Consider the following 26,197-nt stretch of genomic DNA (forward strand, 5'->3'; position numbering starts at 1 on the left):
GCTTGTAGGATCTCTGTCACATTGCTAGCTTCGACAAGTTCGTTTCTGGTCAGGGGGTGAGGAGCACCCGTTTCATATGGAACTGAGTTTGTTTTTATCGATGTTAGGCTTTTTATGGGTCGCTGCCATCACGCCAGGCCCTAATAATATGTTACTGACCGCCTCCGGCGCCAACTTTGGTTTTCTGCGCTCGCTGTGGTTGCTGATTGGCATCATGATCGGCATGCAGGTGATGCTGCTGATGGTCGCCTTTGGCATTGGTGGACTGATCCTGCTTTATCCCTCGCTGCATCTGGTGCTGAAAATTGGCGGCAGTGCCTATCTGCTGTGGCTGGCATGGAAAATTGCCAGCGCGAAATACGAGAAACTGGACACCGAAACGGCACCCGCCGCGCCGATGCCGTTCTGGCAAGGCGGCCTGCTACAGCTGATTAACCCGAAAGCCTGGCTGATGGCCTTGGGCGCGGTGGCCAGCTTTAGCCTCGCCGGTGAAGCCTATCGCGGTTCGGTGCTCGCTATCAGCGCCGGTATGGCGTTGGTGAATGTGGTTTCCGGCGTGATCTGGCTGGGCTTCGGTTCGCTAATTGGCCGTATTCTGCGTAGCCGCCGCGCGTGGACGATATTCAATGTCTTTATGGGGATCCTGACCGCGGCCTGCGTGCTGCTGATCTGGCATTAATTCCCCGCCCGGCAACATGAACCACCGGCAGGTATGCTGCTCCCTGGAGGGGCACTTTCTCTGCCGGTGGTTTTTTTATGGGCTAAACCCGGATTATGGCTAAAGAACCCCGCATTTGATCTAAGGATGAAAAGTTATAACAGATAATTTCTAATTACTTTCTTGCGATGGTCACTGTCGGTTACAAAGGCGTTATTCAAACAATAACGTGCGGCGGAAGACATTATGGCAAGAAAATTTACTCTTACTCTTATTGCGGCATCACTCGGACTGTTCGCGCTTAGCGCCCAGGCGGTAGATGTCACAGTAGCCTATCAAACCTCTGCCGAACCGGCGAAAGTCGCTCAGGCCGACAACACCTTTGCCAAAGAGAGCGGGGCGAAAGTCGACTGGCGTAAATTCGACAGCGGCGCGAGCGTGGTGCGTGCGCTGGCTTCCGGCGATGTGCAGATTGGTAACATCGGCTCAAGCCCTCTGGCCGTAGCCGCCAGCCAGCAGGTACCGATCGAAGTTTTCCTGCTGGCCTCTCAGCTGGGTAACTCTGAAGCGATGGTGGTGAAAAACACCATCAAAACCCCGAAAGATTTGATCGGCAAACGCATCGCCGTGCCGTTTATTTCCACCACCCACTACAGTCTGCTCTCCGCGCTGAAGCATTGGGGCATCCGTCCCGATCAGCTGCAAATTATCAACCTGCAACCTCCTGCCATTATTGCTGCCTGGCAGCGTGGAGATATCGATGGCGCCTACGTCTGGGCACCTGCGGTTAACGAACTTGAAAAAACCGGCAAGGTGCTGACTGATTCCGATCAGGTCGGAAAATGGGGCTCGCCAACGCTGGATGTCTGGGTAGTGCGGAAAGATTTTGCGCAGAAACACCCGGAAGTGGTCACCGCCTTTGCCCGCAGCGCGCTCGCGGCACAGAAAGGCTATATCGATAATCCCGAGCAGTGGCTGAAAGAGGGCGACAACCTGAGCAAACTGTCCCGTCTGAGCGGCGTGCCGGAACAACAGGTTCCCGGTCTGGTGAAAGGCAATACCTATCTCACCGCCCAGCAGCAGGTTGAACAACTTGGGAAGCCGGTCGATAAGGCGATTGTCGATACCGCTAAATTCCTGAAAGAGCAGGGTAAGGTGCCGCAGGCGGCCACCGATTACAGCGATTACGTTACCGATCGCTTCGTTAAACCTCTCGCGACGCAATAAGGAGTTCCCATGCTGACGGTCTCGCATCTTACGGCTCGCTATGAAGGGCACCTCGCACTGCAGGATATCAACCTGTCGATTGATTCTGGTGAGCTGCTGGTGGTGCTGGGACCTTCAGGCTGTGGCAAAACCACGCTGCTGAATCTGATTGCCGGTTTTCTGCCTGCCGAATCCGGCAGCATTATGCTGGATGGCAAGGCGGTCACCGGGCCGGGCGCAGAACGCGGCGTGGTGTTTCAACATGAAGGGCTGCTTCCGTGGCGCAACGTGCTGGATAACGTCGCTTTTGGCCTGCAGCTGGCCGGCGTCGAGAAAAACGCGCGCCGCGAAGTGGCTCGCCAGATGTTGAAGAAGGTTGGGCTGGAAGGCGCTGAAAAGCGCTTTATCTGGCAGCTGTCCGGCGGCATGCGCCAGCGGGTGGGCATTGCCCGGGCGCTGACCGCGGACCCGCAGCTGTTGCTGCTGGATGAACCTTTCGGCGCGCTTGACGCCTTCACCCGCGAGCAGATGCAGGAACTGCTGCTAACCCTGTGGAAGGAGAGCGGCAAGAAGATCCTGCTGATCACTCACGATATCGAAGAAGCGGTGTTTCTTGCCAGTGAACTGATCCTGCTGTCGCCCGGGCCGGGAAGGGTGATTGAACGACTGCCTCTCGACTTTGGCCGTCGTTATATCGCTGGCGAGTCCTGCCGATCCATCAAGTCCGATCCGGCGTTTATTGAGCGCAGAGAATACGTTTTAGGCCAGGTCTTCCAGCAACGCGAGGTGTTTTCATGAGCCTGTTATCCACCGAAAAAACCGTGCCACGCCGCGTGCGTCTGCGTTGGCCCTTTGGCCGCCAGATCACGCTGAGTGCGGCGACTTTGCTGGTGATCCTCGCGATTTGGTGGGGCGTCACGGCGCTGAAACTGATTGCGCCGCTGTTTCTGCCTGCGCCGCAGCAGGTGTTCCATCAGCTGCTGACCATTGCCAGTTCTCAGGGGTTTATGGATGCCACGCTCTGGCAGCATCTGGCCGCCAGTCTGACCCGCATCCTGATCGCGCTGTTTGCCGCGGTGATTATCGGCGTGCCGGTAGGCATTCTGATGGGATTGAGTGCAACCGCACGCGGCATTCTCGATCCGCTGATCGAACTTTATCGTCCGGTTCCGCCTCTGGCCTATCTGCCGCTGATGGTGATCTGGTTTGGCATTGGCGAGACCTCCAAAATCCTGCTGATCTACCTGGCCATTTTTGCCCCCGTGGCGATGTCAGCCCTGGCTGGGGTGAAAAGCGCCCAGCAGGTACGCATTCGCGCGGCCCAGTCGCTGGGCGGCAACCGCTGGCAGGTGCTGTGGTTTGTGATTTTGCCTGGCGCACTCCCTGAAATCCTCACCGGTCTGCGCATTGGTTTGGGCGTGGGCTGGTCGACGCTGGTGGCCGCTGAGCTGATCGCCGCCACGCGTGGACTGGGCTTTATGGTGCAGTCCGCCGGAGAATTTTTAGCGACCGATGTGGTGCTGGCCGGCATTGCCGTCATCGCCCTGATCGCTTTCACCCTTGAGCTGGGGCTGCGAGCGCTTCAGCGCCGCTTAACCCCGTGGCACGGAGTACACTCATGAACGAACGACTGACGATTACCGCGCTGGGCCCGAATATCGGCGCTCAGGTTTCCGACATCAACCTCAGCCGTCCGCTGAGCGATGCACAATTCGAACAGCTTTATCATGCGCTGATCCGCCATCAGGTCTTATTCTTCCGCGATCAGCCGGTCACGCCTCAACAGCAGCGTGCGCTGGCCACCCGCTTTGGCGACCTGCATATCCACCCGGTTTATCCTCACGCGCCGGGTGTGGAAGAGATTATCGTGCTGGATACCCATGACAATAATCCGCCGGACAACGATAACTGGCACACCGATGTGACCTTTATTGCCGCGCCGCCAGCTGGCGCGATCCTCGCGGCCAAACAGCTGCCGGAAACGGGTGGTGATACGCTGTGGACCAGCGGCATTGCCGCGTATGAGGCGCTGTCTGAACCCTTTAAGGTGCTGCTTAGCGGATTACAGGCCGAGCATGACTTTACCAAGTCATTTCAGGAATTTAAGCATCGTGGCAGTGAAGAGGAGCATGCGCGCTGGAAGCTGGCGGTCGAGAAGAACCCGCCGTTGCTGCATCCGGTGATCCGCACCCATCCGGTCAGCGGCAAGTCGGCGTTATTCGTCAACGAAGGCTTTACCACGCGCATTGTGGATGTCAGCCAGAAGGAGAGCGATGCGCTGCTGAACTTCCTGTTTGCCCATGTCACCAAACCGGAGTTTCAGGTCCGCTGGCGCTGGCAGGAGAACGATATTGCTATCTGGGATAACCGGGTCACGCAGCATTATGCCAACGCCGACTATCTGCCGCAGCGAAGGATCATGCATCGCGCCACCATCCTGGGTGACAAGCCTTTTTACCGCGCTGAAAGCTGAGGGCTGTGAATTAGTCAGCGGCCATCAGGTTGCGCGAGAAGTTGCGGACATCGGCGCCGGCTTTCAGGCGATAGAGCTTCGCTTTTCGCGCACCGGTGGCCACGCTTTCGCCGGTTTCTTCAAACATCTCAGAAGCCTCAAACCGGCGGATCAGGCTTTTGCGCTGCACCGTTTGGCCAAGGATCGTTTCGGTGACATCCTGAAGCTGAGTCAACGTAAATGCTGCGGGCAGGCAGTACACCGGCAGCAAGGAATAGAGCGTCTTCTGCCGTAATCGCTGCAAAGCGGCGGCAATAATCTGCTGATGGTCAAAGGCAATATTTGACCTCGACGCCAGCTCTGCCACTGGCTGCCACTGCACATCACTGATGGCATCACTTTCCGACTGGCAATTCTCTGCCGCGATCAACGCATACCAGGCCGATGTCAGGCTCCAGCCGCGCGGATCCCTGTCGGGGCCAGAAAACGTTTCTAATTGCTCCAGCCAGGGTGGAATCACGCCCGTTTTCTCCTGCAACTTCCTCATTGCTGTGGCTCTGGTTGAGTCATCACGCGTTAAATCAATAAACCCACCCGGTAACCCCCAAAAACCTTGCTGCGGATGGTTGGCACGCTGCACCAGCAACACACAGAGTCGTTGGTCAAAGAGAGTAAACAGAACGCTGTCGACGGTGACAATGGGCGTGGGATAGCGGCTGGGATCATAGCCGGCCAGATACTGCTGTTCTGCTGTCATGGGATTACCTGCGAAGAAGTGTCACAAAGACACATTATCAGTCTGCTGCGCGTCATTCAAATACCGCTGCGTAAAGGATGTTTTAATATGTGTTAAATCAGCTGGTTATGTGTTTATTACTCGAAATGGAAATCAAACGCTTGCTTAATAGTGTCTCATAGACAATTATATAAATGTCTCTAAGACATTAATCATAACTGAAAGGAGTCTGACAATGATGAAACTCTCATTAACCCTCGATGGTCAGGAAACGGCATTCGATACCGGCCGCTTTCCTGATGGTGCGGTCTGGGCTCACCTGCTTCCACCACTGCGTTCACAGGCAAACGTGCTGACGCTGCGGGCGACAGCAATGCAGAGCATGGACGATCTGATGCTTGTGGCGCAGTTACTGGATGCTGCTCGCCAACGCTACACCCTGACGTTAACGACGCTCGAACTGCCCTGGTTGCCTTATGCCCGTCAGGATCGCAACATGCGAGATGGCGACAGTTTCGCGTTAAAGGTCTTTGCTGGTTTCATCAATCAGTTGGGCTTTGACCGGGTGAAAGTGCTGGACCCGCACAGTGATGTGGCTGCAGGTGTCCTCGATCGCATGATGGCTATCCCACAACATCGTTGCCTGCAACATAGCCGCAGTCTGATGAGCAAACTGGAACAGGGAATGATGCTGATAGCGCCGGACGCTGGCGCGCTGAAAAAAATTCATGCGCTGGCTCAGCATGTCGGGGCCAGCGACTTTGGCATCCTGGCCAAGCACAGAGATATCACCAGCGGCAGGTTAAGTGGATTTGAACTGCTGAAAGGCGAGGTTGCGGGACGCGATGTGCTGATCGCCGATGACCTGTGTGATGCTGGCGGCACCTTTATCGGTTCGGCAGCCGTCCTGCGCGAGGCGGGAGCCCGCTCGGTCAGCCTGTATGTCACTCATGGCCTGTTTACTAAAGGGGTTGATCATCTGCTGTGTCAGGGCATTGACCATATCTGGACCACCACTTCCATTGCCGATCCGGCCATTGCGCAGCCGCACGTCGAGCTGATTAATAGCGATGCAATATTCCACCGCGAAGGAGATAACCATGCAAACTAATCCGATTCTGGCCATTGATGGTTATAAGACCTCGCACCGTGAGCAATACCCGCTGGGCACCAACAAGGTCTATTCCAACTTCACGCCACGCGGAAACCGCTTCTTCCATTCGCCGCTGGCCGACGACCGTCTGGTGTTCTTTGGCCTGCAGGGTTTTCTGCAGTGGTTCATGGTCGATCTGTTTAACGACAAGTTTTTCGCCCAGCCAGAAGAGGTGGTGGTGGATGAGTATCAACAGCTGATGGACAGCTACCTTGGAAAAGGCAACGTCAGCGTTGATCATATTCGTGCGTTGCACCGCTTAGGCTATTTGCCGCTGGAGATCAAAAGTCTGGATGAAGGCTGCAAAGTGCCGATGAAAATTCCGGTGCTGACCATCACCAACACGGTTGATGAATTTTTCTGGCTGGTCAATTACCTGGAAAGCGTGATGTCGGCGGAGTTATGGAAATCGTCCACCAATGCCACCGTCGCCAGCCATTACCGGCAGATTTGCCAACTGTGGGCGGACCGGACCTGTGACGATAGCAGCCATATCGATTTTCAGTGCCACGACTTCTCCTTCCGGGGAATGTCAGGCTTGCATGATGCCGCACAGGCGGGTGTCGGGCATCTGCTGAGCTTTACCGGCACCGACAGTTTGCCTTCCATTCTGTATGCCCGCCGTTACTACACGCCGGCCAAAGATTACTTTATCGCTGGCAGCATTCCGGCTACCGAGCACAGCGTGATGTGCATGGGAGAAGAGCAGGGCGAAATCGCCACCTTCCGCCGGCTGATCACCGAGCTTTACCCGCAGGGATTTGTCTCTGTGGTGTCGGATACCTGGGATTACTGGAAAGTGCTGACCGAATACAGCCGCGAGCTGCGGCCGGAGATTATGGCGCGTGAGGGTCGGCTGGTGTTTCGCCCGGACAGCGGTAACCCGGTGGAAATCTTATGTGGAACGGGTGATGATCAGGCGACGGATCCCGCGCGAACCGCCCAGCAAAAAGGCTCTGTTGAAGTGCTATGGGAAATCTTTGGCGGTACGGTGAACAGCAAGGGCTACAAAGTGCTGGACCCGCATGTGGGGCTGATTTATGGCGACTCGATTACCCTGGAACGCGCGAATGAGATCCTCAGCCGTCTGGAAGCCAAAGGCTTTGCCAGCAGTAACGTGGTGTTTGGGGTCGGCTCTTACACCTACCAGTACAACACCCGAGACACCTTCGGCTTTGCGATGAAAGCGACTTACGGCGAAGTGAATGGCGTTGGGCGTGAAATCTTTAAACAGCCTAAAACCGACAGCGGCATGAAGAATTCAGCGCGTGGCTTGTTGCGGGTCGATCGTAATGCCGCCGGGGAATTAACGCTTAAAGATGGGCAAAACTGGGCGCAGGAGCGCGGCGGGGAAATGAAAACGCGTTATCTCAATGGCAAATTATTGAATACTGAGGATCTTGCGACGCTGCGTCAGCGTCTGGCCGCGCAGTAAATCAGGAAAGCGTCAGAGGCGCGTATTAACGCGCCTCTGACGAGTGGCATCAGGAGGCCATCAGGGTTTCCAACTGCTCCTGCGCATCCAGCCATTCCATCTCGCACTCTTCCAGCGCTGATTTAGCCGTAGCCTGCTGTTGTAGTGCTAACGTGAGATCGGCTTTGCGGCTCTGATCGTAGATGTCGCCATCGGCCAGTTTGGCTTCCGCCTCTGAGAGTTGCGTGTTCAGCTTTTCCATCTGCTTTTCCAGCTTCTCGATCTGCTTACGCAGCGGCTGAGTCTGCGTGCGCAGTTCCGCTTCACGCCGTTTCTGGTCTTTACGATTTTGCGCGCTGTTGGCGCTGTCCTGCTTCGGCTCTGACGCCGAGGTCTGCTTTTGCAGATCGCTCAGCCACTGCTGGTAATCTTCCAGATCGCCATCAAACGGCTCGACCTGACCATCGTGAACCAGGTAGAGATCGTCGGTGGTGGAGCGCAGCAGGTGACGATCGTGCGACACGACGACCAGTGCGCCTTCGAAATCAATCAGCGCTTCGGTCAGCGCCTGGCGCATATCCAGATCGAGGTGGTTGGTCGGTTCATCAAGCAGCAGCAGGTTAGGGCGCTGCCAGACAATCAGCGCCAGCACCAGCCGCGCTTTTTCTCCGCCGGAGAAGCGTTCGGTGTTCTCAGTGACCTTATCGCCCTGGAAACCAAAGCTGCCCAGATAATCACGTAGCTGCTGTTCCAGCACTTTTGGCGCCAGACGCACCATATGCTGCAGCGGAGATTCATCCGCCCGTAAGAATTCCAGTTGATGCTGGGCGAAGTAACCAAGCTTGATGCCTTTTGCCAGGCCAATATCGCCCTTTAATGGTGCCAGATCGCCGGCCAGCATCTTAATCAACGTGGATTTACCGGCACCGTTGCGGCCAAGCAGCCCAATGCGGGAGCCGGGGACCAGGTTCAGCTTGATGGAATTCAGGATGATTTTATCGCCGTAACCGGCGGTGACTTTTTCCATCTTCAGCAGCGGATTCGGCAGGCTTTCCGGCTCGCGGAAGCTGAAGGTGAACGGGTTATCAACATGTGCAGGTGCGATCATCTCCATGCGCTCGAGCATTTTGATGCGGCTTTGTGCCTGCTTGGCTTTGCTGGCTTTGGCCTTAAAGCGATCGATAAAGCTTTGCAGATGAGCCACTTTTTGTTGCTGATTTTCAAACATCGACTGCTGCTGCGACAGCTTGGTGGCGCGCTGAATTTCGAACGAGCTGTAGTTGCCGGTGTATTCGTTCATCGACTGGTTTTCGATATGCAGAATTTTGTCGACCACCGGATCGAGGAAGTCACGGTCATGCGAAATCAAGACCAGCGTGCCCTGATAGCTGTTCAGCCAGCGCTCAAGCCAGATCACCGCATCGAGATCGAGGTGGTTTGTCGGTTCATCAAGTAACAGCAGGTCAGAGCGACAAATCAGCGCCTGCGCCAGGTTAAGACGCATGCGCCAGCCGCCGGAGAAATCGCTTACCGGGCGTTGCAGCTGTTCCTGAGAAAAGCCCAAACCGTTAAGCAGGCTGGCGGCGCGAGGCTGTATTGTCCAGGCCTGAATCGCATCCAGCTTACCGTGCAGAGTGGCGATGGCGTGGCCGTCGTTGATCTCATTGGCGTGTGCGAGTTCAGCTTCCAGCTGACGGAATTCGCGATCGCCATCGATCACGTATTCAATCGCCGGTACGGAAAGGGCCGGGGTTTCCTGATTGACCCAGGCCAGCGACCAGGTGCCGGGAAAGCTAAAGCTCCCTGCATCGGCGCTTATCTCGTTTTTAAGCAGCGACAGCAGCGTGGATTTACCGCAGCCGTTTTTTCCCACCAGGCCCACTTTCTGCCCGGGGTTAATCGTGGCTGTGGCATTGTCCAGCAGTACGCGGACACCGCGTCGAATTTGTAACGAAGAGAAGACAATCATAAGCGCCGTAATAGTCAGGATATGTTAAATTAAACCATCAATTTTTTCGGAATCTTGAATTCCGTTGCGTCGAGCATGGTAGCGGAATTTCCCCGCCGTGACGATGATTTGGAGGGGAATGATGTCGCAGCCACCTAAAGTTTTGCTGCTTTATGCACACCCGGAATCACAGGACTCGATAGCCAATCGGGTTTTGCTGCAACCGGCCTATGATTTGCCGCACGTGACCGTTCACGATCTCTACGCGCACTATCCTGATTTTTTTATCGATATTCACTACGAACAGCAGTTGTTGCGCGAGCACGACATCATCGTTTTCCAGCATCCTCTTTATACTTACAGCTGCCCGGCGCTGCTGAAAGAGTGGCTCGATCGTGTGCTGTCACGCGGGTTTGCCAGCGGTCCCGGCGGCAACGTGTTGGAAGGCAAATACTGGCGCAGTGTGATCACCACCGGTGAGCCCGAAGCGGCTTACCATCAGGAAGGGCTGAACCGCTATCCGATGTCAGACATTATGCGTCCGTTCGAGCTGACGGCGCAGATGTGCCGGATGCACTGGCTGACGCCGATGATCATCTACTGGGCGCGTCGCCAGACCCCGGACGTGATGAAGAATTTTTCGCGAGCGTACAGTGACTGGCTCGCTTCCCCTTTGCCTTATGGAGGTATTTGAATGGAAGGACAAACTCTCCTGACGGCAGGCGTGGTCTATTTATTTGCTGCGGTTATCGCTGTGCCGATTGCGGCCCGTTTAGGCATTGGCGCGGTTCTGGGCTATCTGCTGGCGGGGATTGCCATCGGCCCGTGGGGACTTGGTTTTATCAGCGATGTGGACGAGATCCTTCACTTCTCCGAGCTGGGCGTGGTGTTCCTGATGTTTATCATCGGCCTGGAACTGAAGCCCTCAAAACTGTGGGAGCTGCGTCGGTCTATCTTCGGCGTCGGCGCGGCGCAGGTTATCTTCAGTGCGGCCATATTGGGCGGGCTGCTGCTGCTGACGGATTTCTCCTGGCAGGCCGCGACCATCGGCGGCATTGGCCTGGCGATGTCCTCGACGGCGATGGCGCTGCAGTTAATGCGCGATAAGGGCATGAACCGCAACGAGTCCGGTCAGCTGGGCTTTTCGGTGCTGCTGTTCCAGGATTTGGCGGTGATCCCGGCGTTGGCGCTGGTGCCGTTACTGGCCGGCGGTGACAGTGGCCACACCGACTGGATGAAGGTTGGCATGAAGGTGCTGGCCTTTGCCGGCATGCTGATTGGTGGTCGCTATTTGCTGAAGCCGATCTTCCGCTTTATCGCCGCTTCCGGCGTGCGTGAAGTGTTTACCGCAGCGGCGTTGCTGCTGGTGCTCGGTTCGGCGCTGTTTATGGATGCGCTGGGGCTTTCGATGGCGCTCGGAACCTTTATTGCCGGGATCCTGCTGGCGGAAAGTGAATATCGCCATGAGCTCGAAATCGCTATCGATCCGTTTAAAGGGTTGTTGCTGGGCTTGTTCTTTATCTCTGTCGGCATGGCGCTGAATCTGGGCGTGCTTTATACCCATATCACCGAAATCCTGATTGGCGTGGTGGCACTGGTTTCCATCAAAGCCGGCGTTCTCTATCTGCTTTCCCGCATTTTTGGCCTGCGCAGTTCAGAACGCCTGCAATTTTCCGGCGTGCTGAGCCAGGGCGGTGAGTTTGCCTTCGTGCTGTTCTCCGCAGCCTCCTCGGCTAAGCTTTTCACCGGCGATCAGATGCCGCTGCTGCTGGTGACCGTCACCCTGTCGATGATGACCACACCGTTGTTAATGCAGGGCGTGGATAAGATTCTGGAAAGACGCTTTAACGAAGTGGATGAGACCGCTGAAAAACCGTTCGTTGAGGATGATAAGCCACAGGTGATCGTGGTGGGATTTGGGCGTTTTGGTCAGGTTGTCGCCCGCCTGCTGATGGCCAACGAGAAACGCATTACCGTGCTGGAGCGTGATATCAGTGCGGTTAGCCTGATGCGAAAATACGGTTACAAAGTATACTATGGGGATGCGACCGAGCTGGAGCTGCTGCGTGCCGCTGGCGCGGAAACCGCCCAGTCTATCGTGATTACCTGTAACGGCCCGGAAGATGCGATGGAGATTGTGCATCTCTGCCAGCATCACTTCCCGCACCTGCAGATCCTCGCAAGGGCGAGGGGACGTGTGGAGGCGCACGAGCTGATTCAGGCTGGCGTGACGCAATTCTCGCGTGAGACCTTCTCCAGTGCGCTGGAGTTAGGACGCAAGGCGCTGATGACGCTGGGCATGCATCCTCATCAGGCATTTCGCGCCCAGCAACATTTTCGTCGGCTAGATATGCGGATGCTGCGTGAACTGATGCCAAATCATGCGGACAGCCAGCAAATTTCCCGGGTAAAAGAGGCGCGTCGTGAGCTGGAAGATATTTTTCAGGCTGAGATGCAGCATGAAAAGCGCCAGTTTGATGGCTGGGACGAATTTGAATAGGATCGATTATGCGTAAAAGATTTATTGCAGGTGCCACCTGCCCAAAATGCAAGGCTCAGGACACGCTTGCGCTGTGGCAGGAGAATAATATCGATGTGGTTGAGTGTGTTAAGTGTGGCCACCAGATGCGTGAAGCCGACAAACAGGCGCAGGAACAGGTCAGAACCAATGAGCAAGTGATTGGAATTTTCCATCCTGAGTAGCGTTATGCCTCAGCTTTTTTTAAGCTGTAACACACAGCGGCATTGAAATTCGTTACAATCGGCGCAATTTAGAGTCTTTCGCGTTGGCAAACAGGTCAACAAACTAAGGACTCAACGTTCTCAACGGTTAGGAGTAATCATGAAAGTAGCTAAAGACCTGGTGGTCAGCCTGGCATACCAGGTACGTACAGAAGACGGCGTGTTGGTCGATGAGTCCCCGGTGAGCGCACCACTGGATTACCTGCACGGTCATGGTTCCCTGATCTCAGGTCTGGAAAAAGCCCTGGAAGAGCATCAGGCGGGTGATAAGTTCGAAGTGAACATCGCTGCCGACGACGCTTATGGTCAGTATGACGACAACCTGGTGCAGCGCGTACCGAAAGACGTGTTTATGGGCGTTGATGAACTGCAGGTTGGCATGCGCTTCCTGGCAGAAACCGATCAGGGTCCTGTTCCGGTTGAAATCACCGAAGTTGAAGACGAGCACGTCGTGGTTGACGGTAACCATATGCTGGCCGGTCAGAACCTGAACTTCAACGTTGAAGTGGTTGCGGTTCGTGAAGCGACGCCGGAAGAACTGGCCCATGGTCACGTTCACGGTGAGCACGGTCATGACCACGATCACGACCATGACCACGATCACGACCATGGTAAAGGCGGTTGTGGTACTGGCGGCTGTGGCTGCCACTAAGTGCCCGACACGAAAAAAGGAGCCCACGGGCTCCTTTTTTTATGCGCTGAACCGGCCGTTAATAGTGCGGCGGCGGGGCTTCTTCAGACTGTGACGCGATCATCGAAGGAGCCGCTGATTTTAGCTTATCGGTCAGCAGGCGCATCTGCTCACGCAAACGGGCCATCTCCAGTTCATGATGAATCACCGTTTGGTTAAGCTCTTCCAGGGTATGTTCCTGAAAGGCCAGTCGGCTCTCCAGCATCTCCATCCGCTCTTCAAACAATGATTGTTGCATACGTTTTCCTCTTGTTACTGCACTGGCCGGTATACTGGCCGAATGGCGTGATTCTAACGGGAAAGCCTGGCTTGAAATAGGGATTTTGCGGTTAATTTCGCTCCCGAGGTTGAAAAAGTTCTTTCGCGTCTGCATCTCTGTGGTGAAACTTTCGCAGGGGACTGCGGTCGGAAGTTAACTTAGTTTTCATTGCGAGATTGTGTAGCTTCCTCGCAGACAGTTATAGTGCAGGCCCTGGCCTGTAAACGATTTCCGAGGTGAGAGCCTTCGGTTTTGGAGAAATGGATGAAATCACTGTTTAAAGTCACACTGTTAGCCACCACCATGGCCGTTGCGCTGAATGCGCCACTGGCAATGGCTGCCGAAACGACTCCGGCAGCAGCACCGGCTGAACAGGCACCACAGCAGGCACCGAAGAATGCAGCCTTCAAGAATGACGACCAGCAGTCCGCTTATGCGCTGGGTGCGTCATTGGGTCGCTATATGGAGAACTCACTGAAAGAGCAAGAGAAACTGGGCATCAAACTGGATAAAGATCAGCTGATCTCCGGTGTTCAGGACGCTTTTGCGGGTAAGAGCAAACTCTCAGACCAGGAAATCGAGCAGACGCTGCAGTCGTTTGAAGGCCGCGTGAAAGGCGCCGCTCAGGCGAAGATGGAAAAAGACGCCAAAGAGAACACCGCGAAAGGTGAAGCTTATGCCACCAAGTTCGCGAAAGAAAAAGGCGTGAAGAAAACCGAGTCTGGCCTGCTTTACCAGGTTGAGAAAGAAGGTACCGGCGACGCACCGAAAGACAGCGACACTGTGGTAGTGAACTACAAAGGTACGCTGATTGACGGTACTGAATTCGATAATTCCTACACCCGCGGTGAGCCACTGTCATTCCGTCTGGATGGCGTTATCCCGGGCTGGACTGAAGGTCTGAAGCACGTGAAGAAAGGCGGTAAGATTAAGCTGGTGATCCCACCACAGCTGGCTTACGGCAAAAACGGCGTTCCGGGTATCCCGGCTAACTCCACGCTGGTGTTCGATGTTGAGCTGCTTGACATCAAACCTGCTGCCAAAGCGGATGCTAATGCTCCGAGCCCAGCAGAAGCCCCAGCCGCCACGCAGGCGAAGTAACACCTCTCACCGCCACACAGTGTGTGGCGGTGTGCTTTCCCCCGGTAAAATCCCTCTTGTTGTTGCGTTCCCCGGCATTTCATGACAAAGGTCAGGACAGGCGTTTCTGATATTTGATAGACTGTGCCTCACGCATTTTCTTCAGAATGAGTCTGCCCTTGCGCCGTGCGACAGGCTCTCTTAAAGGGTGGTGTCTAAATGTCTGGTTCAATTTTTACCGGTGATGTGGCCGATCTGGAATTACTGGAACAGCATCCCTTCGTGCAAACTGACTTTGATATCCTCAAATCCTATGAAGCGGTGGTGGATGGATTGGCAATGCTGATCGGCTCCCACTGCGAAATCGTGCTGCATTCACTGGAGGATTTGAAGTGCTCAGCGGTCAGAATCGCCAATGGCGAGCACACGGGGCGTAAAATTGGGTCGCCTATCACCGACCTGGCGCTGCGTATGCTGCATGACATGAATGGCGCAGACAGCAATGTCTCCAAAGCCTACTTCACGCGGGCAAAAAGCGGCGTACTGATGAAATCGGTGACCATTGCCATCCGCAACGGCGATCAACGCGTCATTGGCCTGCTGTGCATCAACATGAACCTGGATGTGCCTTTCTCTCAGATTATGGCGACGTTTATGCCACCGGAGACACAGGACGCGGCATCTTCCGTGAACTTCGCGTCGTCGGTTGACGATTTGGTGATGCAAACGCTGGAGTTCACCATCGAAGAGGTGAGCGGCGACCGCAATGTTTCCAACAACGCCAAAAACCGTCAGATCGTGCTGAACCTTTATGAGAAGGGGATCTTTGATATCAAGGATGCCATTAACCAGGTCGCCGACCGCCTGAATATTTCCAAGCACACGGTTTATCTCTACATCCGCCAGTTCAAGAACGGCGATTTGCAGGGGCACGATCGTTGATGCGTTATTCCCTGCTGGTCACCGGACCGGCTTACGGCACGCAGCAATCCAGCAGCGCCTATCTCTTCGCCAAGGCTTTACTGGCCGCCGGCCATCAGCTGGAGAGTGTGTTCTTCTATCGTGACGGCGTGCTGAATGCCAGCCAGTTGTCCTCACCGGCCAGCGACGAATTTCATCTCAGTCAGGCCTGGCAGCGCCTGCATCAGGAGCAGGGCGTGACGTTGAATATCTGCGTAGCCGCAGCGTTACGTCGGGGAATAACCGATCGGCAAGAAGCGACGAACCTGGGGCTGCCCGCCGCCAACCTGGCTGAGGGCTTCCAACTGTCGGGTTTAGGTGCGCTGGCGGAAGCCGCTTTGACCTGTGACCGTCTGGTGCAGTTCTGATGAATCGTGTGGCGTTCGTTTTCAGTCAGGCTCCTCATGGCACCAGTGCCGGGCGCGAAGGGCTGGATGCAGTGATGGCGATGTCTGCATTGAGTGAAGAGCTGGCGCTGTTTTTTGTCAGCGATGGCGTGTTCCAGCTTATCTCAGGCCAGCATCCCGAACAGATACTTTCGCGCAATTACATTGCGACCTTTGGCGTGCTGCCGCTTTATGACATTGAGCGTTTCTATGTCTGTGCGGACTCGTTGGCCGAACGTGGCCTGCGTGCCGAAATGACCGACGTGCTGCCGGTCGAAGTGATGACGCCTGCTGCATTGCGTGAAGCGCTTGGAAAGTACGATCGGATCATCGCGTTTTGAGGATTTTATGCTTCACACTCTGACCACTTCCCCTTTTAAGACCGATTTAGCCGCGATCGTGCGTTTATTTGCGGCAGGCGACGATGTTCTGCTCATTCAGGATGGCGTGCTGGCCGCAATTGAAGGGACGCGTAGCCTTGAAATCCTGCAGAAAGCCCCTATATCCCTGTATGTGCTGGAAGAAGACATTGTCGCGCGTGGGCTTTCTGCTCAAATTTCAACCAGCGTGGCGACAGTAAGCTATACTGATTTCGTCGCGCTGACGGTAAAAAACCCTCAACAAATGACCTGGTAACTGAAGATATCCTGGTTATTTCTTGACACCTTTTGAGCTCAGCCCTAAAATTCTGCGTCCTCGTTATACCACGAGGCGATTTATCACGTGTTTACGAAGCAAAAGCAAATCCCAGGAGCTATTTAATGGCAACAGTTAATCAGCTGGTTCGCAAACCACGCGCACGTAAAGTTGCAAAGAGCAACGTACCTGCGCTGGAAGCCTGCCCGCAGAAACGTGGTGTATGTACTCGCGTATATACTACTACCCCTAAAAAACCGAACTCCGCACTGCGTAAAGTATGTCGTGTTCGCTTGACCAACGGTTTTGAAGTTACCTCCTACATCGGCGGTGAAGGTCATAACCTGCAGGAACACTCCGTGATCCTGATCCGTGGCGGTCGTGTAAAAGACTTGCCAGGTGTGCGTTACCACACCGTTCGTGGCGCGCTGGACTGCTCAGGTGTTAAAGACCGTAAGCAGTCACGCTCCAAGTACGGCGTGAAGAAGCCAAAGGCTTAATGGTTCTCCGTTAAGTAAGGCCAAACGTTTTATATTAAATGTCATAATAAACTCGTAGAGTTTTGGACAATCCTGAATTAACAACGGAGTATTTCCATGCCACGTCGTCGCGTAATTGGCCAGCGTAAAATCCTGCCAGATCCTAAGTTCGGATCAGAGCTGCTGGCTAAATTTGTAAACATCCTGATGGTAGACGGTAAAAAATCTACAGCTGAATCAATCGTCTATACCGCGCTTGAGACCCTGGCTCAGCGTTCAGGTAAAAACGAACTGGAAGCATTTGAAGTAGCCCTGGACAACGTCCGCCCAACCGTGGAAGTTAAATCCCGTCGCGTTGGTGGTTCTACTTATCAGGTACCAGTTGAAGTCCGTCCGGTTCGTCGTAATGCTCTGGCAATGCGTTGGATCGTTGAAGCTGCTCGTAAACGCGGTGATAAATCGATGGCTCTGCGCCTGGCGAACGAACTTTCTGATGCTGCAGAGAACAAAGGTACTGCAGTTAAGAAACGTGAAGACGTTCACCGTATGGCCGAAGCCAACAAGGCGTTCGCTCACTACCGCTGGTAACAGCTTCGTAGTTGTTATTAACCCAGCGGGCGTCCCAGTGACTCACCCGCTGGGGTTTACTAACTTAGAACGTCCGAGAATCAGAGGAATCAAATGGCTCGTAAAACACCCATTGAGCGCTACCGTAACATCGGAATCAGCGCACACATCGACGCCGGTAAAACGACGACGACCGAACGTGTTCTGTTCTACACCGGTGTAAACCACAAAATCGGTGAAGTACATGACGGCGCGGCCACCATGGACTGGATGGAGCAGGAACAGGAACGTGGTATTACCATCACTTCCGCTGCAACCACCTGTTTCTGGTCTGGTATGGCTAAGCAGTTTGAGCCACACCATGTAAACATCATCGACACCCCGGGACACGTTGACTTCACCATCGAAGTAGAACGTTCCATGCGTGTGCTTGACGGCGCAGTAATGGTTTACTGTGCAGTTGGTGGTGTTCAGCCACAGTCTGAGACCGTATGGCGCCAGGCTAACAAATATAAAGTTCCACGCATCGCGTTCGTTAACAAAATGGACCGCATGGGTGCTAACTTCCTGAAAGTTGTTGATCAGATGCAAGTGCGCCTGGGTGCAAACCCAGTTCCATTGCAGCTGGCAATCGGCGCAGAAGAGAAATTCACCGGTGTTGTTGACCTGGTGAAAATGAAAGCCATCAACTGGAACGATGCCGATCAGGGCGTGACCTTCGTTTACGAAGAGATCCCAGCTGATATGCAGGAACTGGCTGATGAATGGCGCGCCAAGCTGGTCGAAGCCGCTGCTGAAGGTTCTGACGAGCTGATGGAGAAATTCTTTGGCGGCGAAGAGCTGACTGAAGAAGAGATCAAAACATCTCTGCGTAAGCGCGTTCTGAACAGCGAAATCATCCTGGTTACCTGTGGTTCTGCATTTAAGAACAAAGGTGTTCAGGCGATGCTGGATGCGGTTGTTGAATATCTGCCGGCTCCAACTGACGTTACTGCAATCAACGGTATGCTGGACGATGGTAAAGATACCCCAGCTGTTCGTCACTCTGATGATGAAGAACCGTTTGCTGCGCTGGCGTTCAAAATCGCTACCGACCCGTTTGTTGGTAACCTGACCTTCTTCCGCGTTTACTCTGGCATCGTTAACTCCGGTGACACAGTTTATAACCCGGTGAAGTCTGCTCGTGAGCGTCTGGGCCGTATCGTACAGATGCACGCCAACAAGCGTGAAGAGATCAAAGAAGTTCGTGCAGGCGACATCGCCGCGGCTATCGGTCTGAAAGACGTGACTACCGGTGACACTCTGTGTGATCCAAACAACGTGATCATTCTGGAGCGCATGGAATTCCCAGAGCCAGTAATCTCGATCGCTGTTGAACCAAAAACCAAAGCTGACCAGGAAAAAATGGGTCTGGCTCTGGGTCGTCTGGCTAAAGAAGATCCATCATTCCGCGTATGGACTGATGAAGAAACTAACCAGACCATCATCGCCGGTATGGGTGAATTGCACCTCGACATCATCGTTGACCGTATGAAGCGTGAATTCAACGTTGAAGCGAACGTCGGTAAACCTCAGGTTGCTTATCGTGAAGCGATTCGCGCCAAAGTTACCGATATCGAAGGCAAACACGCCAAGCAGTCTGGTGGTCGTGGCCAGTATGGTCATGTTGTTATCGACATGTACCCACTGGATCCAGGCTCGAACCCTAAAGGTTACGAGTTCGTCAACGACATCAAAGGCGGTACTATTCCAACGGAATATATCCCTGCGGTTGACAAAGGTATCCAGGAGCAGCTGAAATCAGGTCCTCTGGCTGGTTATCCAGTAGTCGATCTGGGTGTTCGTCTGCACTTTGGTTCTTACCATGACGTTGACTCCTCTGAGCTGGCGTTTAAACTGGCTGCTTCTATCGCGTTCAAAGACGGCTTTAGGAAAGCAACTCCAGTTCTGCTTGAGCCGATCATGAAGGTTGAAGTAGAGACTCCGGAAGAGAACACCGGTGACGTTATCGGTGACCTTAGCCGTCGTCGTGGTATGCTGAAGGGACAAGAATCTAACGCTACTGGCGTTCAGATTCACGCTGAAGTTCCGCTGTCTGAAATGTTCGGATATGCAACTCAGCTGCGTTCTCTGACTAAAGGCCGTGCTTCATACTCTATGGAGTTCCTGAAGTATGATGATGCGCCGAACAATGTCGCTCAGGCCGTTATTGAAGCTCGTAGCAAATAAGCTACAGTTTTAAAATATTGATCATATGCTCTCACCATGGAGTGAGAGCATTAAAGTAAGGAATATCGTCGTGGCTAAAGAGAAATTTGAACGTAACAAACCGCACGTCAACGTTGGTACTATCGGCCACGTTGACCACGGTAAAACTACCCTGACAGCAGCTATCACCACCGTTCTGGCTAAAACCTACGGCGGTTCTGCTCGTGCATTCGACCAGATCGATAACGCACCAGAAGAAAAAGCACGTGGTATCACCATCAACACTTCTCACGTTGAATATGACACCCCGACTCGCCACTATGCGCACGTTGACTGCCCAGGCCACGCCGACTATGTGAAAAACATGATCACCGGTGCTGCGCAGATGGACGGTGCAATTCTGGTTGTTGCTGCAACTGACGGCCCTATGCCTCAGACCCGTGAGCACATCCTGTTGGGTCGCCAGGTTGGCGTTCCTTTCATCATCGTATTCATGAACAAATGTGACATGGTTGATGATGAAGAGCTGCTGGAACTGGTTGAGATGGAAGTTCGTGAACTTCTTTCTGCCTACGACTTCCCTGGTGATGACCTGCCAATCGTTCGCGGTTCTGCACTGAAAGCACTGCAGGGCGAAGCTGAGTGGGAAGAGAAAATCATCGAGCTGGCTGGTTACCTGGATAGCTACATCCCAGAACCAGAGCGCGCAATTGACAAGCCATTCCTGCTGCCAATTGAAGACGTTTTCTCCATCTCCGGCCGTGGTACTGTTGTTACCGGTCGTGTAGAGCGCGGTATCGTTAAAGTTGGCGAAGAAGTTGAAATCGTCGGCATCAAAGACACCGTTAAATCTACCTGTACTGGTGTTGAGATGTTCCGTAAGCTGCTTGACGAAGGTCGTGCAGGCGAGAACTGTGGTGTTCTTCTGCGTGGTATCAAGCGTGAAGAAATCCAGCGTGGCCAGGTTCTGGCTAAGCCAGGTTCAATCAAGCCACACACCAAATTTGAGTCAGAAGTTTACATTCTGTCCAAAGACGAAGGCGGCCGTCATACTCCGTTCTTCAAAGGCTACCGTCCACAGTTCTACTTCCGTACAACTGACGTGACCGGTACCATCGAACTGCCAGAAGGCGTTGAGATGGTAATGCCTGGTGACAACATCCAGATGGTTGTTACCCTGATCCACCCAATCGCGATGGATGACGGTCTGCGTTTCGCAATCCGTGAAGGCGGCCGTACTGTTGGTGCGGGCGTTGTTGCTAAAGTTATCGCTTAATTGTCGATGATTTGAAACGGCAGGGTTCGCTCTGCCGGTGCAAGTAAAAAGAGCACTTCGGTGCTCTTTTTTTATGCCTGTAATTTGACGCCGGGAGGATGGTAGCGATTGAAATAAAAACGATTCGCATTTACACTATGATCAGAAACTGTACTGGAGTCGCAAAATGTACGTCTGCTTGTGTAATGCCGTTAGTGATAAAACCATCCGCGAAGTTGTCCGCCGTTATCAACCGAAATCGTTACAGCACCTTCGTCAACTGGTCCCGGTTGGCAAACAATGTGGCAAATGTATCCGTGCCGCGCGCGAAATCATGGATGAAGAACTGCAGCACGTTCCGCAGTACAAAGAGATCGCCTGATAATCTCCCTATAATTTGTCATGGTTTTTTGACTTCCCCCAATCCGCGTCTACGATTTGATTAACTGGAAGCGGAGGAAGCAAAATGAAGGGCGATGCCAAAATTATAAGTCATTTAAACAAATTGCTTGGAAATGAGCTGGTTGCTATCAATCAGTATTTCCTGCATGCGCGGATGTTCAAGAATTGGGGGCTGATGCGGCTTAACGATATTGAGTACCACGAATCCATCGATGAAATGAAGCATGCCGACAAATACATTGAACGCATTCTGTTTCTTGAAGGATTACCCAACCTGCAGGATCTGGGCAGACTTCGCATCGGAGAGGATGTTGAAGAGATGCTGAAGTCAGATTTAGCGTTGGAACTTGAAGGGGCGAGAGATTTACGGGAAGCGATAGCCTACGCTGACAAGGTGCATGACTACGTCAGTCGGGACATGATGATAGTGATTCTGGAGGATGAAGAGCATCACATCGATTTCCTGGAAACCGAACTCGATCTGATGGGCAAGGTCGGGGTACAAAATTATCTCCAGACACAAATAAAAGTCGAATAGCAGGGTAGGGCAGTTGCAATGTCGTTGTACATATTTTCGCCGCTGAAACAGTCACTTCAGCGGCGTTGTCATTTCTGAGTCCCATCAAGCGCTTTCCCCTTCCAGCTTCCCCCTACATTCCTTTGCGACAAACAGTTTGCTTTGTGTGCTCAGACACGTATAATGCGCGGGCTCGTCAGAAATGACGGCCCGGTTCAATCTGAACCGCAGGTTGGCAATTAGCTAACCTGACAATACTCCCAATAGGGGAGTTATGTGCAGACGATTACACTCTCCCATCAATCGTAATGGGTTTGAGTAGTAATCTTTTCGTTTATAAATAATTGGAGCTCTGGTCTCATGCAGAACCAAAGAATCCGTATCCGTCTTAAAGCGTTTGATCATCGTTTGATCGATCAATCAACTGCGGAAATCGTAGAGACTGCCAAGCGCACTGGTGCGCAGGTTCGTGGTCCTATTCCGCTGCCGACCCGCAAAGAGCGTTTTACTGTTCTGATCTCCCCGCACGTCAACAAAGACGCGCGCGATCAGTATGAAATTCGCACTCACAAGCGTCTGGTTGACATCGTTGAGCCAACTGAAAAAACGGTTGATGCTCTGATGCGTCTGGATCTGGCTGCAGGTGTAGACGTGCAGATCAGCCTGGGTTAATCAGGTCATTGAGCGATTGAGAGGTTGAACACAATGATTGGTTTAGTCGGTAAGAAAGTGGGCATGACTCGTATCTTCACTGAAGATGGCGTTTCTATCCCAGTAACCGTGATTGAAATTGAAGCAAACCGCGTGACTCAGGTTAAGAGCCTGGAAAACGACGGCTACACTGCTATCCAGGTAACTGCGGGCGCTAAAAAAGCAAACCGTGTTACTAAGCCTGAAGCAGGTCATTTTGCTAAAGCTGGCGTTGAAGCTGGCCGTGGCCTCTGGGAATTCCGCACCGTTGAAGGTGATGAGTTCGCTGTTGGTCAGAGCATTAACGTTGATATCTTCAGCGACGTTAAAAAAGTTGACGTGACTGGAACATCTAAAGGTAAAGGTTTTGCCGGTACTGTAAAGCGCTGGAACTTCCGTACTCAGGATGCTACTCACGGTAACTCCTTGTCCCACCGCGTACCGGGTTCTATCGGTCAGAACCAGACTCCGGGCAAAGTGTTTAAAGGCAAGAAAATGGCAGGCCAGATGGGTAACGAACGTGTCACTGTTCAGAGCCTGGACGTGGTACGCGTTGACGCTGAGCGCAACCTGCTGCTGGTTAAAGGTGCAGTACCCGGTGCTACCGGTTGCGACCTGATCGTTAAACCAGCTGTTAAGGCGTAAGGGGATAGCAATGGAATTAGTATTGAAAGACGCGCAAAGCGCGCTGACTGTTTCCGAAACTACCTTCGGTCGTGATTTCAACGAAGCGCTAGTACACCAGGTTGTTGTTGCTTATGCAGCAGGTGCCCGTCAAGGTACTCGTGCTCAGAAGACCCGCGCTGAAGTAACTGGTTCCGGTAAGAAACCGTGGCGTCAGAAAGGTACTGGCCGTGCTCGTGCTGGTACTGTGAAGAGCCCGATCTGGCGTTCAGGTGGTGTAACTTTCGCAGCGAAGCCACAGGATCACAGTCAAAAAGTTAACAAAAAGATGTACCGCGGCGCGCTGAAAAGCATTTTGTCCGAATTGGTACGTCAAGATCGTCTGATCGTTGTCGAGCAGTTCTCTCTGGAAGCGCCTAAAACTAAGCTGCTTGTTGAGAAACTGAAAGACATGGCTCTGGAAGACGTGCTGATCATCACAGGCGAACTGGAAGAGAACCTGTTCCTGGCCGCGCGCAACCTGTACAAGGTTGACGTACGTGATGCAGCTGGTATCGACCCAGTTAGCCTGATCGCCTTCGACAAAGTCGTTATGACTGCTGACGCAGTTAAGCAAGTTGAGGAGATGCTGGCATGATCCGTGAAGAACGTCTGCTGAAAGTCGTGCGCGCGCCGCACGTATCTGAAAAAGCATCTGCCGCGATGGAAAAAACAAACACCATCGTTCTCAAAGTTGCTAAAGACGCGACCAAGGCAGAAATCAAAGCCGCTGTACAGAAGCTTTTCGAAGTGGAAGTAAAAGACGTTAACACCCTGGTAGTTAAAGGGAAAGTTAAACGTTCTGGTCAGCGTATTGGTCGTCGTAACGACTGGAAAAAAGCTTACGTCACCCTGAAAGAAGGCCAGAATCTGGACTTCGTCGGCGGCGCTGAGTAAGTCGGAGGAGAAGAACAATGGCAGTTGTTAAATGTAAACCGACATCTCCGGGTCGTCGCCATGTAGTTAAAGTGGTAAACACGGAGCTGCACAAGGGCAAACCATTCGCCCCGCTGGTAGAGAAAAACAGCAAATCCGGCGGCCGTAACAACAATGGTCGCATCACTACCCGTCATATCGGTGGTGGTCACAAGCAGGCTTACCGTATTGTTGACTTCAAACGCAACAAAGATGGTATCCCAGCAACCGTTGAACGTCTTGAGTACGATCCGAACCGCTCTGCGAACATCGCACTGGTTCTGTACAAAGACGGCGAGCGCCGTTACATCCTGGCCCCTAAAGGCCTGAAAGCTGGCGACCAGATTCAGTCTGGCGTTGATGCTGCGATTAAAGCAGGTAACACCCTGCCGATGCGTAACATCCCAGTGGGTTCTACCGTGCATAACGTAGAAATGAAACCAGGCAAAGGCGGACAGATTGCTCGCTCAGCTGGTACTTACGTGCAGATCGTTGCGCGTGAAGGTTCCTACGTAACCCTGCGTCTGCGTTCAGGTGAAATGCGTAAAGTCGAAATCGACTGCCGCGCTACCCTGGGTGAAGTCGGTAATGCTGAGCATATGCTTCGCGTTCTGGGTAAAGCCGGTGCTGCTCGTTGGCGTGGTGTTCGTCCTACCGTTCGCGGTACTGCGATGAACCCAGTCGACCACCCACACGGTGGTGGTGAAGGTCGTAACTTTGGTAAGCACCCGGTAACTCCGTGGGGCGTTCAGACCAAAGGTAAGAAGACCCGCAGCAACAAGCGTACTGATAAATTTATCGTACGTCGCCGTAGCAAATAATTTTAGAGGATAAGCCATGCCACGTTCTCTCAAGAAAGGTCCTTTTATTGACCTGCACTTGCTGAAGAAGGTAGAGAAAGCGGTGGAAAGCGGAGACAAGAAGCCTTTGCGCACCTGGTCCCGTCGTTCAACGATCTTCCCTAACATGATCGGTTTGACCATCGCTGTCCATAATGGTCGTCAGCACGTTCCTGTCTTTGTTTCCGACGAAATGGTCGGTCACAAACTGGGTGAATTTGCACCGACCCGTACTTATCGCGGCCACACGGCTGATAAGAAAGCCAAGAAACGCTAAGCAGGAGGAAGAGATGGAAACTATCGCTAAACATCGCCACGCTCGTTCTTCTGCACAGAAGGTTCGCCTTGTTGCGGATCTTGTACGCGGTAAGAATGTGTCGCAGGCTCTGGACATTTTGACCTACACCAACAAGAAAGCGGCTGTACTGGTTAAGAAGGTCTTAGAATCTGCCATTGCTAACGCCGAACACAACGATGGCGCTGACATTGATGATCTGAAAGTCACGAAGATCTTCGTAGACGAAGGCCCTAGCATGAAGCGCATTATGCCTCGTGCAAAAGGTCGTGCAGATCGCATCCTGAAGCGCACCAGCCACATTACTGTGGTTGTGTCCGATCGCTGAGACTCTGGAGACTAGCAATGGGTCAGAAAGTACATCCTAATGGTATTCGCCTGGGTATAGTTAAAGCTTGGAACTCTACCTGGTTCGCCAATACCAAAGAATTCGCTGACAACCTGGACAGCGACTTTAAAGTGCGTCAGTTCTTGACTAAAGAACTGGCCAAAGCGTCTGTATCTCGTATCGTTATCGAGCGTCCAGCTAAGAGCATCCGTGTGACTATTCACACTGCTCGCCCTGGCATCGTGATCGGTAAGAAAGGCGAAGACGTAGAAAAACTGCGCAAGGTCGTAGCGGATATCGCTGGCGTTCCTGCACAGATCAATATCGCTGAAGTCCGTAAGCCGGAACTGGACGCTAAATTGGTTGCTGACAGCATCACTTCACAGCTGGAGCGTCGTGTGATGTTCCGTCGTGCTATGAAGCGTGCTGTACAGAACGCAATGCGTCTGGGCGCTAAAGGGATCAAAGTTGAAGTTAGTGGCCGTCTGGGCGGTGCTGAAATCGCGCGTACCGAATGGTACCGTGAAGGCCGCGTGCCGTTGCACACCCTGCGTGCTGACATTGACTACAACACCTCTGAAGCGCACACCACTTATGGTGTAATCGGCGTTAAGGTATGGATCTTCAAAGGTGAGATCCTGGGTGGTATGGCTGCTGTTGAACAACCGGAACCGGCTGCTCAACCTAAAAAGCAGCAGCGTAAAAGCCGTAAGTAAGG

33 protein-coding genes are annotated in these 26,197 nt (G+C 53.3%); 30 read left to right on the forward strand and 3 right to left on the reverse strand.

Annotation, left to right across the window (positions count from 1 at the left end):
- The first annotated feature begins 76 nt into the window (after nucleotides 1-76).
- From AC1UKS_RS01980 to tauD, 5 genes are all read left to right on the forward strand, one after another.
- On the forward strand, nucleotides 77-679 hold the full coding sequence (locus AC1UKS_RS01980; protein ID WP_013204161.1) for a LysE family translocator: 603 nt from the start codon (nucleotides 77-79) through the stop codon (nucleotides 677-679).
- 225 nt (nucleotides 680-904) lie between these two features.
- The gene (gene tauA, locus AC1UKS_RS01985) at nucleotides 905-1,885 is read left to right on the forward strand and encodes a taurine ABC transporter substrate-binding protein (protein WP_482435543.1); all 981 of its coding nucleotides are present in this window, start codon (nucleotides 905-907) and stop codon (nucleotides 1,883-1,885) included.
- Nucleotides 1,886-1,894: 9 nt separating this feature from the next.
- A complete protein-coding gene (gene tauB / locus AC1UKS_RS01990; RefSeq protein WP_013204159.1) occupies nucleotides 1,895-2,662 on the forward strand; it encodes a taurine ABC transporter ATP-binding subunit in 768 nt (255 codons plus the stop codon).
- Nucleotides 2,659-3,486: a taurine ABC transporter permease TauC gene (tauC, locus tag AC1UKS_RS01995; RefSeq protein WP_013204158.1), complete on the forward strand. Its 828-nt coding sequence runs from the start codon at nucleotides 2,659-2,661 to the stop codon at nucleotides 3,484-3,486. Before tauB ends, tauC begins: the two co-directional genes overlap by 4 nt.
- Nucleotides 3,483-4,337 (forward strand): taurine dioxygenase, encoded by an 855-nt coding sequence (gene tauD, locus AC1UKS_RS02000; RefSeq protein ID WP_482435546.1) that lies wholly within the window; start codon nucleotides 3,483-3,485, stop codon nucleotides 4,335-4,337. The genes tauC and tauD overlap by 4 nt, the downstream gene beginning before the upstream one ends.
- Before the next feature lie 10 nt (nucleotides 4,338-4,347).
- Here tauD and AC1UKS_RS02005 read toward each other — a convergent pair whose 3' ends face one another.
- Complete coding sequence (locus AC1UKS_RS02005) at nucleotides 4,348-5,073, reverse strand: NUDIX hydrolase (RefSeq protein ID WP_482435548.1); 726 nt, start codon at nucleotides 5,071-5,073, stop codon at nucleotides 4,348-4,350.
- A 214-nt stretch (nucleotides 5,074-5,287) separates the two neighbouring features.
- On the opposite strand from AC1UKS_RS02005, the gene prs reads away from it, so the two are divergent.
- Both prs and AC1UKS_RS02015 read left to right on the forward strand, forming a co-directional pair.
- Nucleotides 5,288-6,163 (forward strand): ribose-phosphate diphosphokinase, encoded by an 876-nt coding sequence (gene prs / locus AC1UKS_RS02010; protein ID WP_482435550.1) that lies wholly within the window; start codon nucleotides 5,288-5,290, stop codon nucleotides 6,161-6,163.
- On the forward strand, nucleotides 6,153-7,640 hold the full coding sequence (locus AC1UKS_RS02015) for a nicotinate phosphoribosyltransferase (RefSeq protein ID WP_482435552.1): 1,488 nt from the start codon (nucleotides 6,153-6,155) through the stop codon (nucleotides 7,638-7,640). Before prs ends, AC1UKS_RS02015 begins: the two co-directional genes overlap by 11 nt.
- A 49-nt stretch (nucleotides 7,641-7,689) precedes the next feature.
- On the opposite strand, the gene AC1UKS_RS02020 is transcribed toward AC1UKS_RS02015, so the two are convergent.
- A complete protein-coding gene (locus AC1UKS_RS02020; RefSeq protein ID WP_013204152.1) occupies nucleotides 7,690-9,588 on the reverse strand; it encodes an ABC transporter ATP-binding protein in 1,899 nt (632 codons plus the stop codon).
- A gap of 121 nt (nucleotides 9,589-9,709) precedes the next feature.
- Between AC1UKS_RS02020 and kefG the strand changes: the two genes are divergently transcribed.
- From kefG to slyD, 4 genes are all read left to right on the forward strand, one after another.
- Nucleotides 9,710-10,261: a glutathione-regulated potassium-efflux system ancillary protein KefG gene (gene kefG / locus AC1UKS_RS02025; protein WP_013204151.1), complete on the forward strand. Its 552-nt coding sequence runs from the start codon at nucleotides 9,710-9,712 to the stop codon at nucleotides 10,259-10,261.
- Nucleotides 10,262-12,067 carry a glutathione-regulated potassium-efflux system protein KefB gene (kefB, locus tag AC1UKS_RS02030; protein ID WP_013204150.1) on the forward strand — a complete coding sequence of 602 codons (1,806 nt, stop codon included), beginning with the start codon at nucleotides 10,262-10,264 and terminating at the stop codon, nucleotides 12,065-12,067.
- An 8-nt stretch (nucleotides 12,068-12,075) separates the two neighbouring features.
- Nucleotides 12,076-12,270 carry a YheV family putative zinc ribbon protein gene (locus tag AC1UKS_RS02035; RefSeq protein ID WP_013204149.1) on the forward strand — a complete coding sequence of 65 codons (195 nt, stop codon included), beginning with the start codon at nucleotides 12,076-12,078 and terminating at the stop codon, nucleotides 12,268-12,270.
- 139 nt (nucleotides 12,271-12,409) lie between these two features.
- The gene (gene slyD, locus AC1UKS_RS02040; protein WP_013204148.1) at nucleotides 12,410-12,961 is read left to right on the forward strand and encodes a peptidylprolyl isomerase; all 552 of its coding nucleotides are present in this window, start codon (nucleotides 12,410-12,412) and stop codon (nucleotides 12,959-12,961) included.
- A gap of 58 nt (nucleotides 12,962-13,019) precedes the next feature.
- Here the strand turns inward: slyD and AC1UKS_RS02045 are convergent, their stop codons facing one another.
- Nucleotides 13,020-13,238 carry a SlyX family protein gene (locus AC1UKS_RS02045; protein ID WP_013204147.1) on the reverse strand — a complete coding sequence of 73 codons (219 nt, stop codon included), beginning with the start codon at nucleotides 13,236-13,238 and terminating at the stop codon, nucleotides 13,020-13,022.
- A gap of 285 nt (nucleotides 13,239-13,523) precedes the next feature.
- Between AC1UKS_RS02045 and fkpA the strand changes: the two genes are divergently transcribed.
- From fkpA to rpsC, 19 genes are all read left to right on the forward strand, one after another.
- Nucleotides 13,524-14,360: an FKBP-type peptidyl-prolyl cis-trans isomerase gene (fkpA, locus tag AC1UKS_RS02050; RefSeq protein WP_013204146.1), complete on the forward strand. Its 837-nt coding sequence runs from the start codon at nucleotides 13,524-13,526 to the stop codon at nucleotides 14,358-14,360.
- Between the two features lie 198 nt (nucleotides 14,361-14,558).
- The gene (locus AC1UKS_RS02055; RefSeq protein ID WP_013204145.1) at nucleotides 14,559-15,281 is read left to right on the forward strand and encodes a helix-turn-helix transcriptional regulator; all 723 of its coding nucleotides are present in this window, start codon (nucleotides 14,559-14,561) and stop codon (nucleotides 15,279-15,281) included.
- Nucleotides 15,281-15,667, forward strand: coding sequence for a sulfurtransferase complex subunit TusD (gene tusD / locus AC1UKS_RS02060; RefSeq protein WP_482435556.1), 387 nt, complete (start codon nucleotides 15,281-15,283; stop codon nucleotides 15,665-15,667). Before AC1UKS_RS02055 ends, tusD begins: the two co-directional genes overlap by 1 nt.
- Entirely contained in the window at nucleotides 15,667-16,026 is a 360-nt protein-coding gene (gene tusC / locus AC1UKS_RS02065) for a sulfurtransferase complex subunit TusC (RefSeq protein ID WP_482435558.1), read from the forward strand. The genes tusD and tusC overlap by 1 nt, the downstream gene beginning before the upstream one ends.
- A 7-nt stretch (nucleotides 16,027-16,033) precedes the next feature.
- Nucleotides 16,034-16,321 carry a sulfurtransferase complex subunit TusB gene (gene tusB / locus AC1UKS_RS02070; RefSeq protein WP_482435560.1) on the forward strand — a complete coding sequence of 96 codons (288 nt, stop codon included), beginning with the start codon at nucleotides 16,034-16,036 and terminating at the stop codon, nucleotides 16,319-16,321.
- A gap of 125 nt (nucleotides 16,322-16,446) precedes the next feature.
- Nucleotides 16,447-16,821, forward strand: a complete 375-nt coding sequence (gene rpsL, locus AC1UKS_RS02075; protein WP_013204141.1) for a 30S ribosomal protein S12 — start codon at nucleotides 16,447-16,449, stop codon at nucleotides 16,819-16,821.
- A gap of 96 nt (nucleotides 16,822-16,917) precedes the next feature.
- Complete coding sequence (gene rpsG / locus AC1UKS_RS02080) at nucleotides 16,918-17,388, forward strand: 30S ribosomal protein S7 (RefSeq protein WP_008457106.1); 471 nt, start codon at nucleotides 16,918-16,920, stop codon at nucleotides 17,386-17,388.
- A 93-nt stretch (nucleotides 17,389-17,481) separates the two neighbouring features.
- On the forward strand, nucleotides 17,482-19,596 hold the full coding sequence (gene fusA / locus AC1UKS_RS02085) for an elongation factor G (protein ID WP_482435562.1): 2,115 nt from the start codon (nucleotides 17,482-17,484) through the stop codon (nucleotides 19,594-19,596).
- A gap of 70 nt (nucleotides 19,597-19,666) precedes the next feature.
- Nucleotides 19,667-20,851, forward strand: a complete 1,185-nt coding sequence (tuf, locus tag AC1UKS_RS02090) for an elongation factor Tu (protein ID WP_013204139.1) — start codon at nucleotides 19,667-19,669, stop codon at nucleotides 20,849-20,851.
- Nucleotides 20,852-21,017: 166 nt separating this feature from the next.
- Nucleotides 21,018-21,212 carry a bacterioferritin-associated ferredoxin gene (bfd, locus tag AC1UKS_RS02095; protein ID WP_346568034.1) on the forward strand — a complete coding sequence of 65 codons (195 nt, stop codon included), beginning with the start codon at nucleotides 21,018-21,020 and terminating at the stop codon, nucleotides 21,210-21,212.
- An 84-nt stretch (nucleotides 21,213-21,296) separates the two neighbouring features.
- Nucleotides 21,297-21,770, forward strand: coding sequence for a bacterioferritin (gene bfr / locus AC1UKS_RS02100; protein ID WP_265908928.1), 474 nt, complete (start codon nucleotides 21,297-21,299; stop codon nucleotides 21,768-21,770).
- A gap of 339 nt (nucleotides 21,771-22,109) precedes the next feature.
- Nucleotides 22,110-22,421: a 30S ribosomal protein S10 gene (rpsJ, locus tag AC1UKS_RS02105; protein WP_001181005.1), complete on the forward strand. Its 312-nt coding sequence runs from the start codon at nucleotides 22,110-22,112 to the stop codon at nucleotides 22,419-22,421.
- A gap of 33 nt (nucleotides 22,422-22,454) precedes the next feature.
- Nucleotides 22,455-23,084, forward strand: a complete 630-nt coding sequence (rplC, locus tag AC1UKS_RS02110) for a 50S ribosomal protein L3 (RefSeq protein ID WP_013204136.1) — start codon at nucleotides 22,455-22,457, stop codon at nucleotides 23,082-23,084.
- A 10-nt stretch (nucleotides 23,085-23,094) separates the two neighbouring features.
- Nucleotides 23,095-23,700, forward strand: a complete 606-nt coding sequence (gene rplD, locus AC1UKS_RS02115; RefSeq protein ID WP_013204135.1) for a 50S ribosomal protein L4 — start codon at nucleotides 23,095-23,097, stop codon at nucleotides 23,698-23,700.
- Nucleotides 23,697-23,999, forward strand: coding sequence for a 50S ribosomal protein L23 (rplW, locus tag AC1UKS_RS02120; protein ID WP_013204134.1), 303 nt, complete (start codon nucleotides 23,697-23,699; stop codon nucleotides 23,997-23,999). The genes rplD and rplW overlap by 4 nt, the downstream gene beginning before the upstream one ends.
- 17 nt (nucleotides 24,000-24,016) lie before the next feature.
- Complete coding sequence (gene rplB / locus AC1UKS_RS02125; RefSeq protein ID WP_013204133.1) at nucleotides 24,017-24,838, forward strand: 50S ribosomal protein L2; 822 nt, start codon at nucleotides 24,017-24,019, stop codon at nucleotides 24,836-24,838.
- Between the two features lie 16 nt (nucleotides 24,839-24,854).
- Nucleotides 24,855-25,133, forward strand: coding sequence for a 30S ribosomal protein S19 (gene rpsS / locus AC1UKS_RS02130; RefSeq protein WP_013204132.1), 279 nt, complete (start codon nucleotides 24,855-24,857; stop codon nucleotides 25,131-25,133).
- A gap of 13 nt (nucleotides 25,134-25,146) precedes the next feature.
- The gene (rplV, locus tag AC1UKS_RS02135) at nucleotides 25,147-25,479 is read left to right on the forward strand and encodes a 50S ribosomal protein L22 (RefSeq protein WP_013204131.1); all 333 of its coding nucleotides are present in this window, start codon (nucleotides 25,147-25,149) and stop codon (nucleotides 25,477-25,479) included.
- A gap of 17 nt (nucleotides 25,480-25,496) precedes the next feature.
- Nucleotides 25,497-26,195, forward strand: coding sequence for a 30S ribosomal protein S3 (rpsC, locus tag AC1UKS_RS02140; RefSeq protein WP_013204130.1), 699 nt, complete (start codon nucleotides 25,497-25,499; stop codon nucleotides 26,193-26,195).
- The last annotated feature ends 2 nt before the right edge of the window (nucleotides 26,196-26,197 follow it).

Source organism: Erwinia sp. AK-PDG3-5, from assembly GCF_056821705.1.

Bases quoted from the DNA above. Each gene is read 5' to 3' on its own strand.
- tauA (WP_482435543.1), top strand. From the start codon at position 905: ATGGCAAGAAAATTTACTCTTACTCTTATTGCGGCATCACTCGGACTG.
- tauD (WP_482435546.1), top strand. From the start codon at position 3,483: ATGAACGAACGACTGACGATTACCGCGCTGGGCCCGAATATCGGCGCT.
- AC1UKS_RS02035 (WP_013204149.1), top strand. From the start codon at position 12,076: ATGCGTAAAAGATTTATTGCAGGTGCCACCTGCCCAAAATGCAAGGCT.
- kefG (WP_013204151.1), top strand. From the start codon at position 9,710: ATGTCGCAGCCACCTAAAGTTTTGCTGCTTTATGCACACCCGGAATCA.
- rpsS (WP_013204132.1), top strand. From the start codon at position 24,855: ATGCCACGTTCTCTCAAGAAAGGTCCTTTTATTGACCTGCACTTGCTG.
- rplB (WP_013204133.1), top strand. From the start codon at position 24,017: ATGGCAGTTGTTAAATGTAAACCGACATCTCCGGGTCGTCGCCATGTA.
- rplC (WP_013204136.1), top strand. From the start codon at position 22,455: ATGATTGGTTTAGTCGGTAAGAAAGTGGGCATGACTCGTATCTTCACT.
- slyD (WP_013204148.1), top strand. From the start codon at position 12,410: ATGAAAGTAGCTAAAGACCTGGTGGTCAGCCTGGCATACCAGGTACGT.
- AC1UKS_RS01980 (WP_013204161.1), top strand. From the start codon at position 77: ATGGAACTGAGTTTGTTTTTATCGATGTTAGGCTTTTTATGGGTCGCT.
- rpsJ (WP_001181005.1), top strand. From the start codon at position 22,110: ATGCAGAACCAAAGAATCCGTATCCGTCTTAAAGCGTTTGATCATCGT.
- AC1UKS_RS02020 (WP_013204152.1), bottom strand. From the start codon at position 9,588: ATGATTGTCTTCTCTTCGTTACAAATTCGACGCGGTGTCCGCGTACTG.
- bfr (WP_265908928.1), top strand. From the start codon at position 21,297: ATGAAGGGCGATGCCAAAATTATAAGTCATTTAAACAAATTGCTTGGA.
- rpsL (WP_013204141.1), top strand. From the start codon at position 16,447: ATGGCAACAGTTAATCAGCTGGTTCGCAAACCACGCGCACGTAAAGTT.
- AC1UKS_RS02015 (WP_482435552.1), top strand. From the start codon at position 6,153: ATGCAAACTAATCCGATTCTGGCCATTGATGGTTATAAGACCTCGCAC.
- rplV (WP_013204131.1), top strand. From the start codon at position 25,147: ATGGAAACTATCGCTAAACATCGCCACGCTCGTTCTTCTGCACAGAAG.
- tauB (WP_013204159.1), top strand. From the start codon at position 1,895: ATGCTGACGGTCTCGCATCTTACGGCTCGCTATGAAGGGCACCTCGCA.
- fkpA (WP_013204146.1), top strand. From the start codon at position 13,524: ATGAAATCACTGTTTAAAGTCACACTGTTAGCCACCACCATGGCCGTT.
- prs (WP_482435550.1), top strand. From the start codon at position 5,288: ATGATGAAACTCTCATTAACCCTCGATGGTCAGGAAACGGCATTCGAT.
- AC1UKS_RS02055 (WP_013204145.1), top strand. From the start codon at position 14,559: ATGTCTGGTTCAATTTTTACCGGTGATGTGGCCGATCTGGAATTACTG.
- tusC (WP_482435558.1), top strand. From the start codon at position 15,667: ATGAATCGTGTGGCGTTCGTTTTCAGTCAGGCTCCTCATGGCACCAGT.
- tusB (WP_482435560.1), top strand. From the start codon at position 16,034: ATGCTTCACACTCTGACCACTTCCCCTTTTAAGACCGATTTAGCCGCG.
- rplW (WP_013204134.1), top strand. From the start codon at position 23,697: ATGATCCGTGAAGAACGTCTGCTGAAAGTCGTGCGCGCGCCGCACGTA.
- AC1UKS_RS02045 (WP_013204147.1), bottom strand. From the start codon at position 13,238: ATGCAACAATCATTGTTTGAAGAGCGGATGGAGATGCTGGAGAGCCGA.
- rpsC (WP_013204130.1), top strand. From the start codon at position 25,497: ATGGGTCAGAAAGTACATCCTAATGGTATTCGCCTGGGTATAGTTAAA.
- fusA (WP_482435562.1), top strand. From the start codon at position 17,482: ATGGCTCGTAAAACACCCATTGAGCGCTACCGTAACATCGGAATCAGC.
- rpsG (WP_008457106.1), top strand. From the start codon at position 16,918: ATGCCACGTCGTCGCGTAATTGGCCAGCGTAAAATCCTGCCAGATCCT.
- tauC (WP_013204158.1), top strand. From the start codon at position 2,659: ATGAGCCTGTTATCCACCGAAAAAACCGTGCCACGCCGCGTGCGTCTG.
- kefB (WP_013204150.1), top strand. From the start codon at position 10,262: ATGGAAGGACAAACTCTCCTGACGGCAGGCGTGGTCTATTTATTTGCT.
- tusD (WP_482435556.1), top strand. From the start codon at position 15,281: ATGCGTTATTCCCTGCTGGTCACCGGACCGGCTTACGGCACGCAGCAA.
- bfd (WP_346568034.1), top strand. From the start codon at position 21,018: ATGTACGTCTGCTTGTGTAATGCCGTTAGTGATAAAACCATCCGCGAA.
- AC1UKS_RS02005 (WP_482435548.1), bottom strand. From the start codon at position 5,073: ATGACAGCAGAACAGCAGTATCTGGCCGGCTATGATCCCAGCCGCTAT.
- rplD (WP_013204135.1), top strand. From the start codon at position 23,095: ATGGAATTAGTATTGAAAGACGCGCAAAGCGCGCTGACTGTTTCCGAA.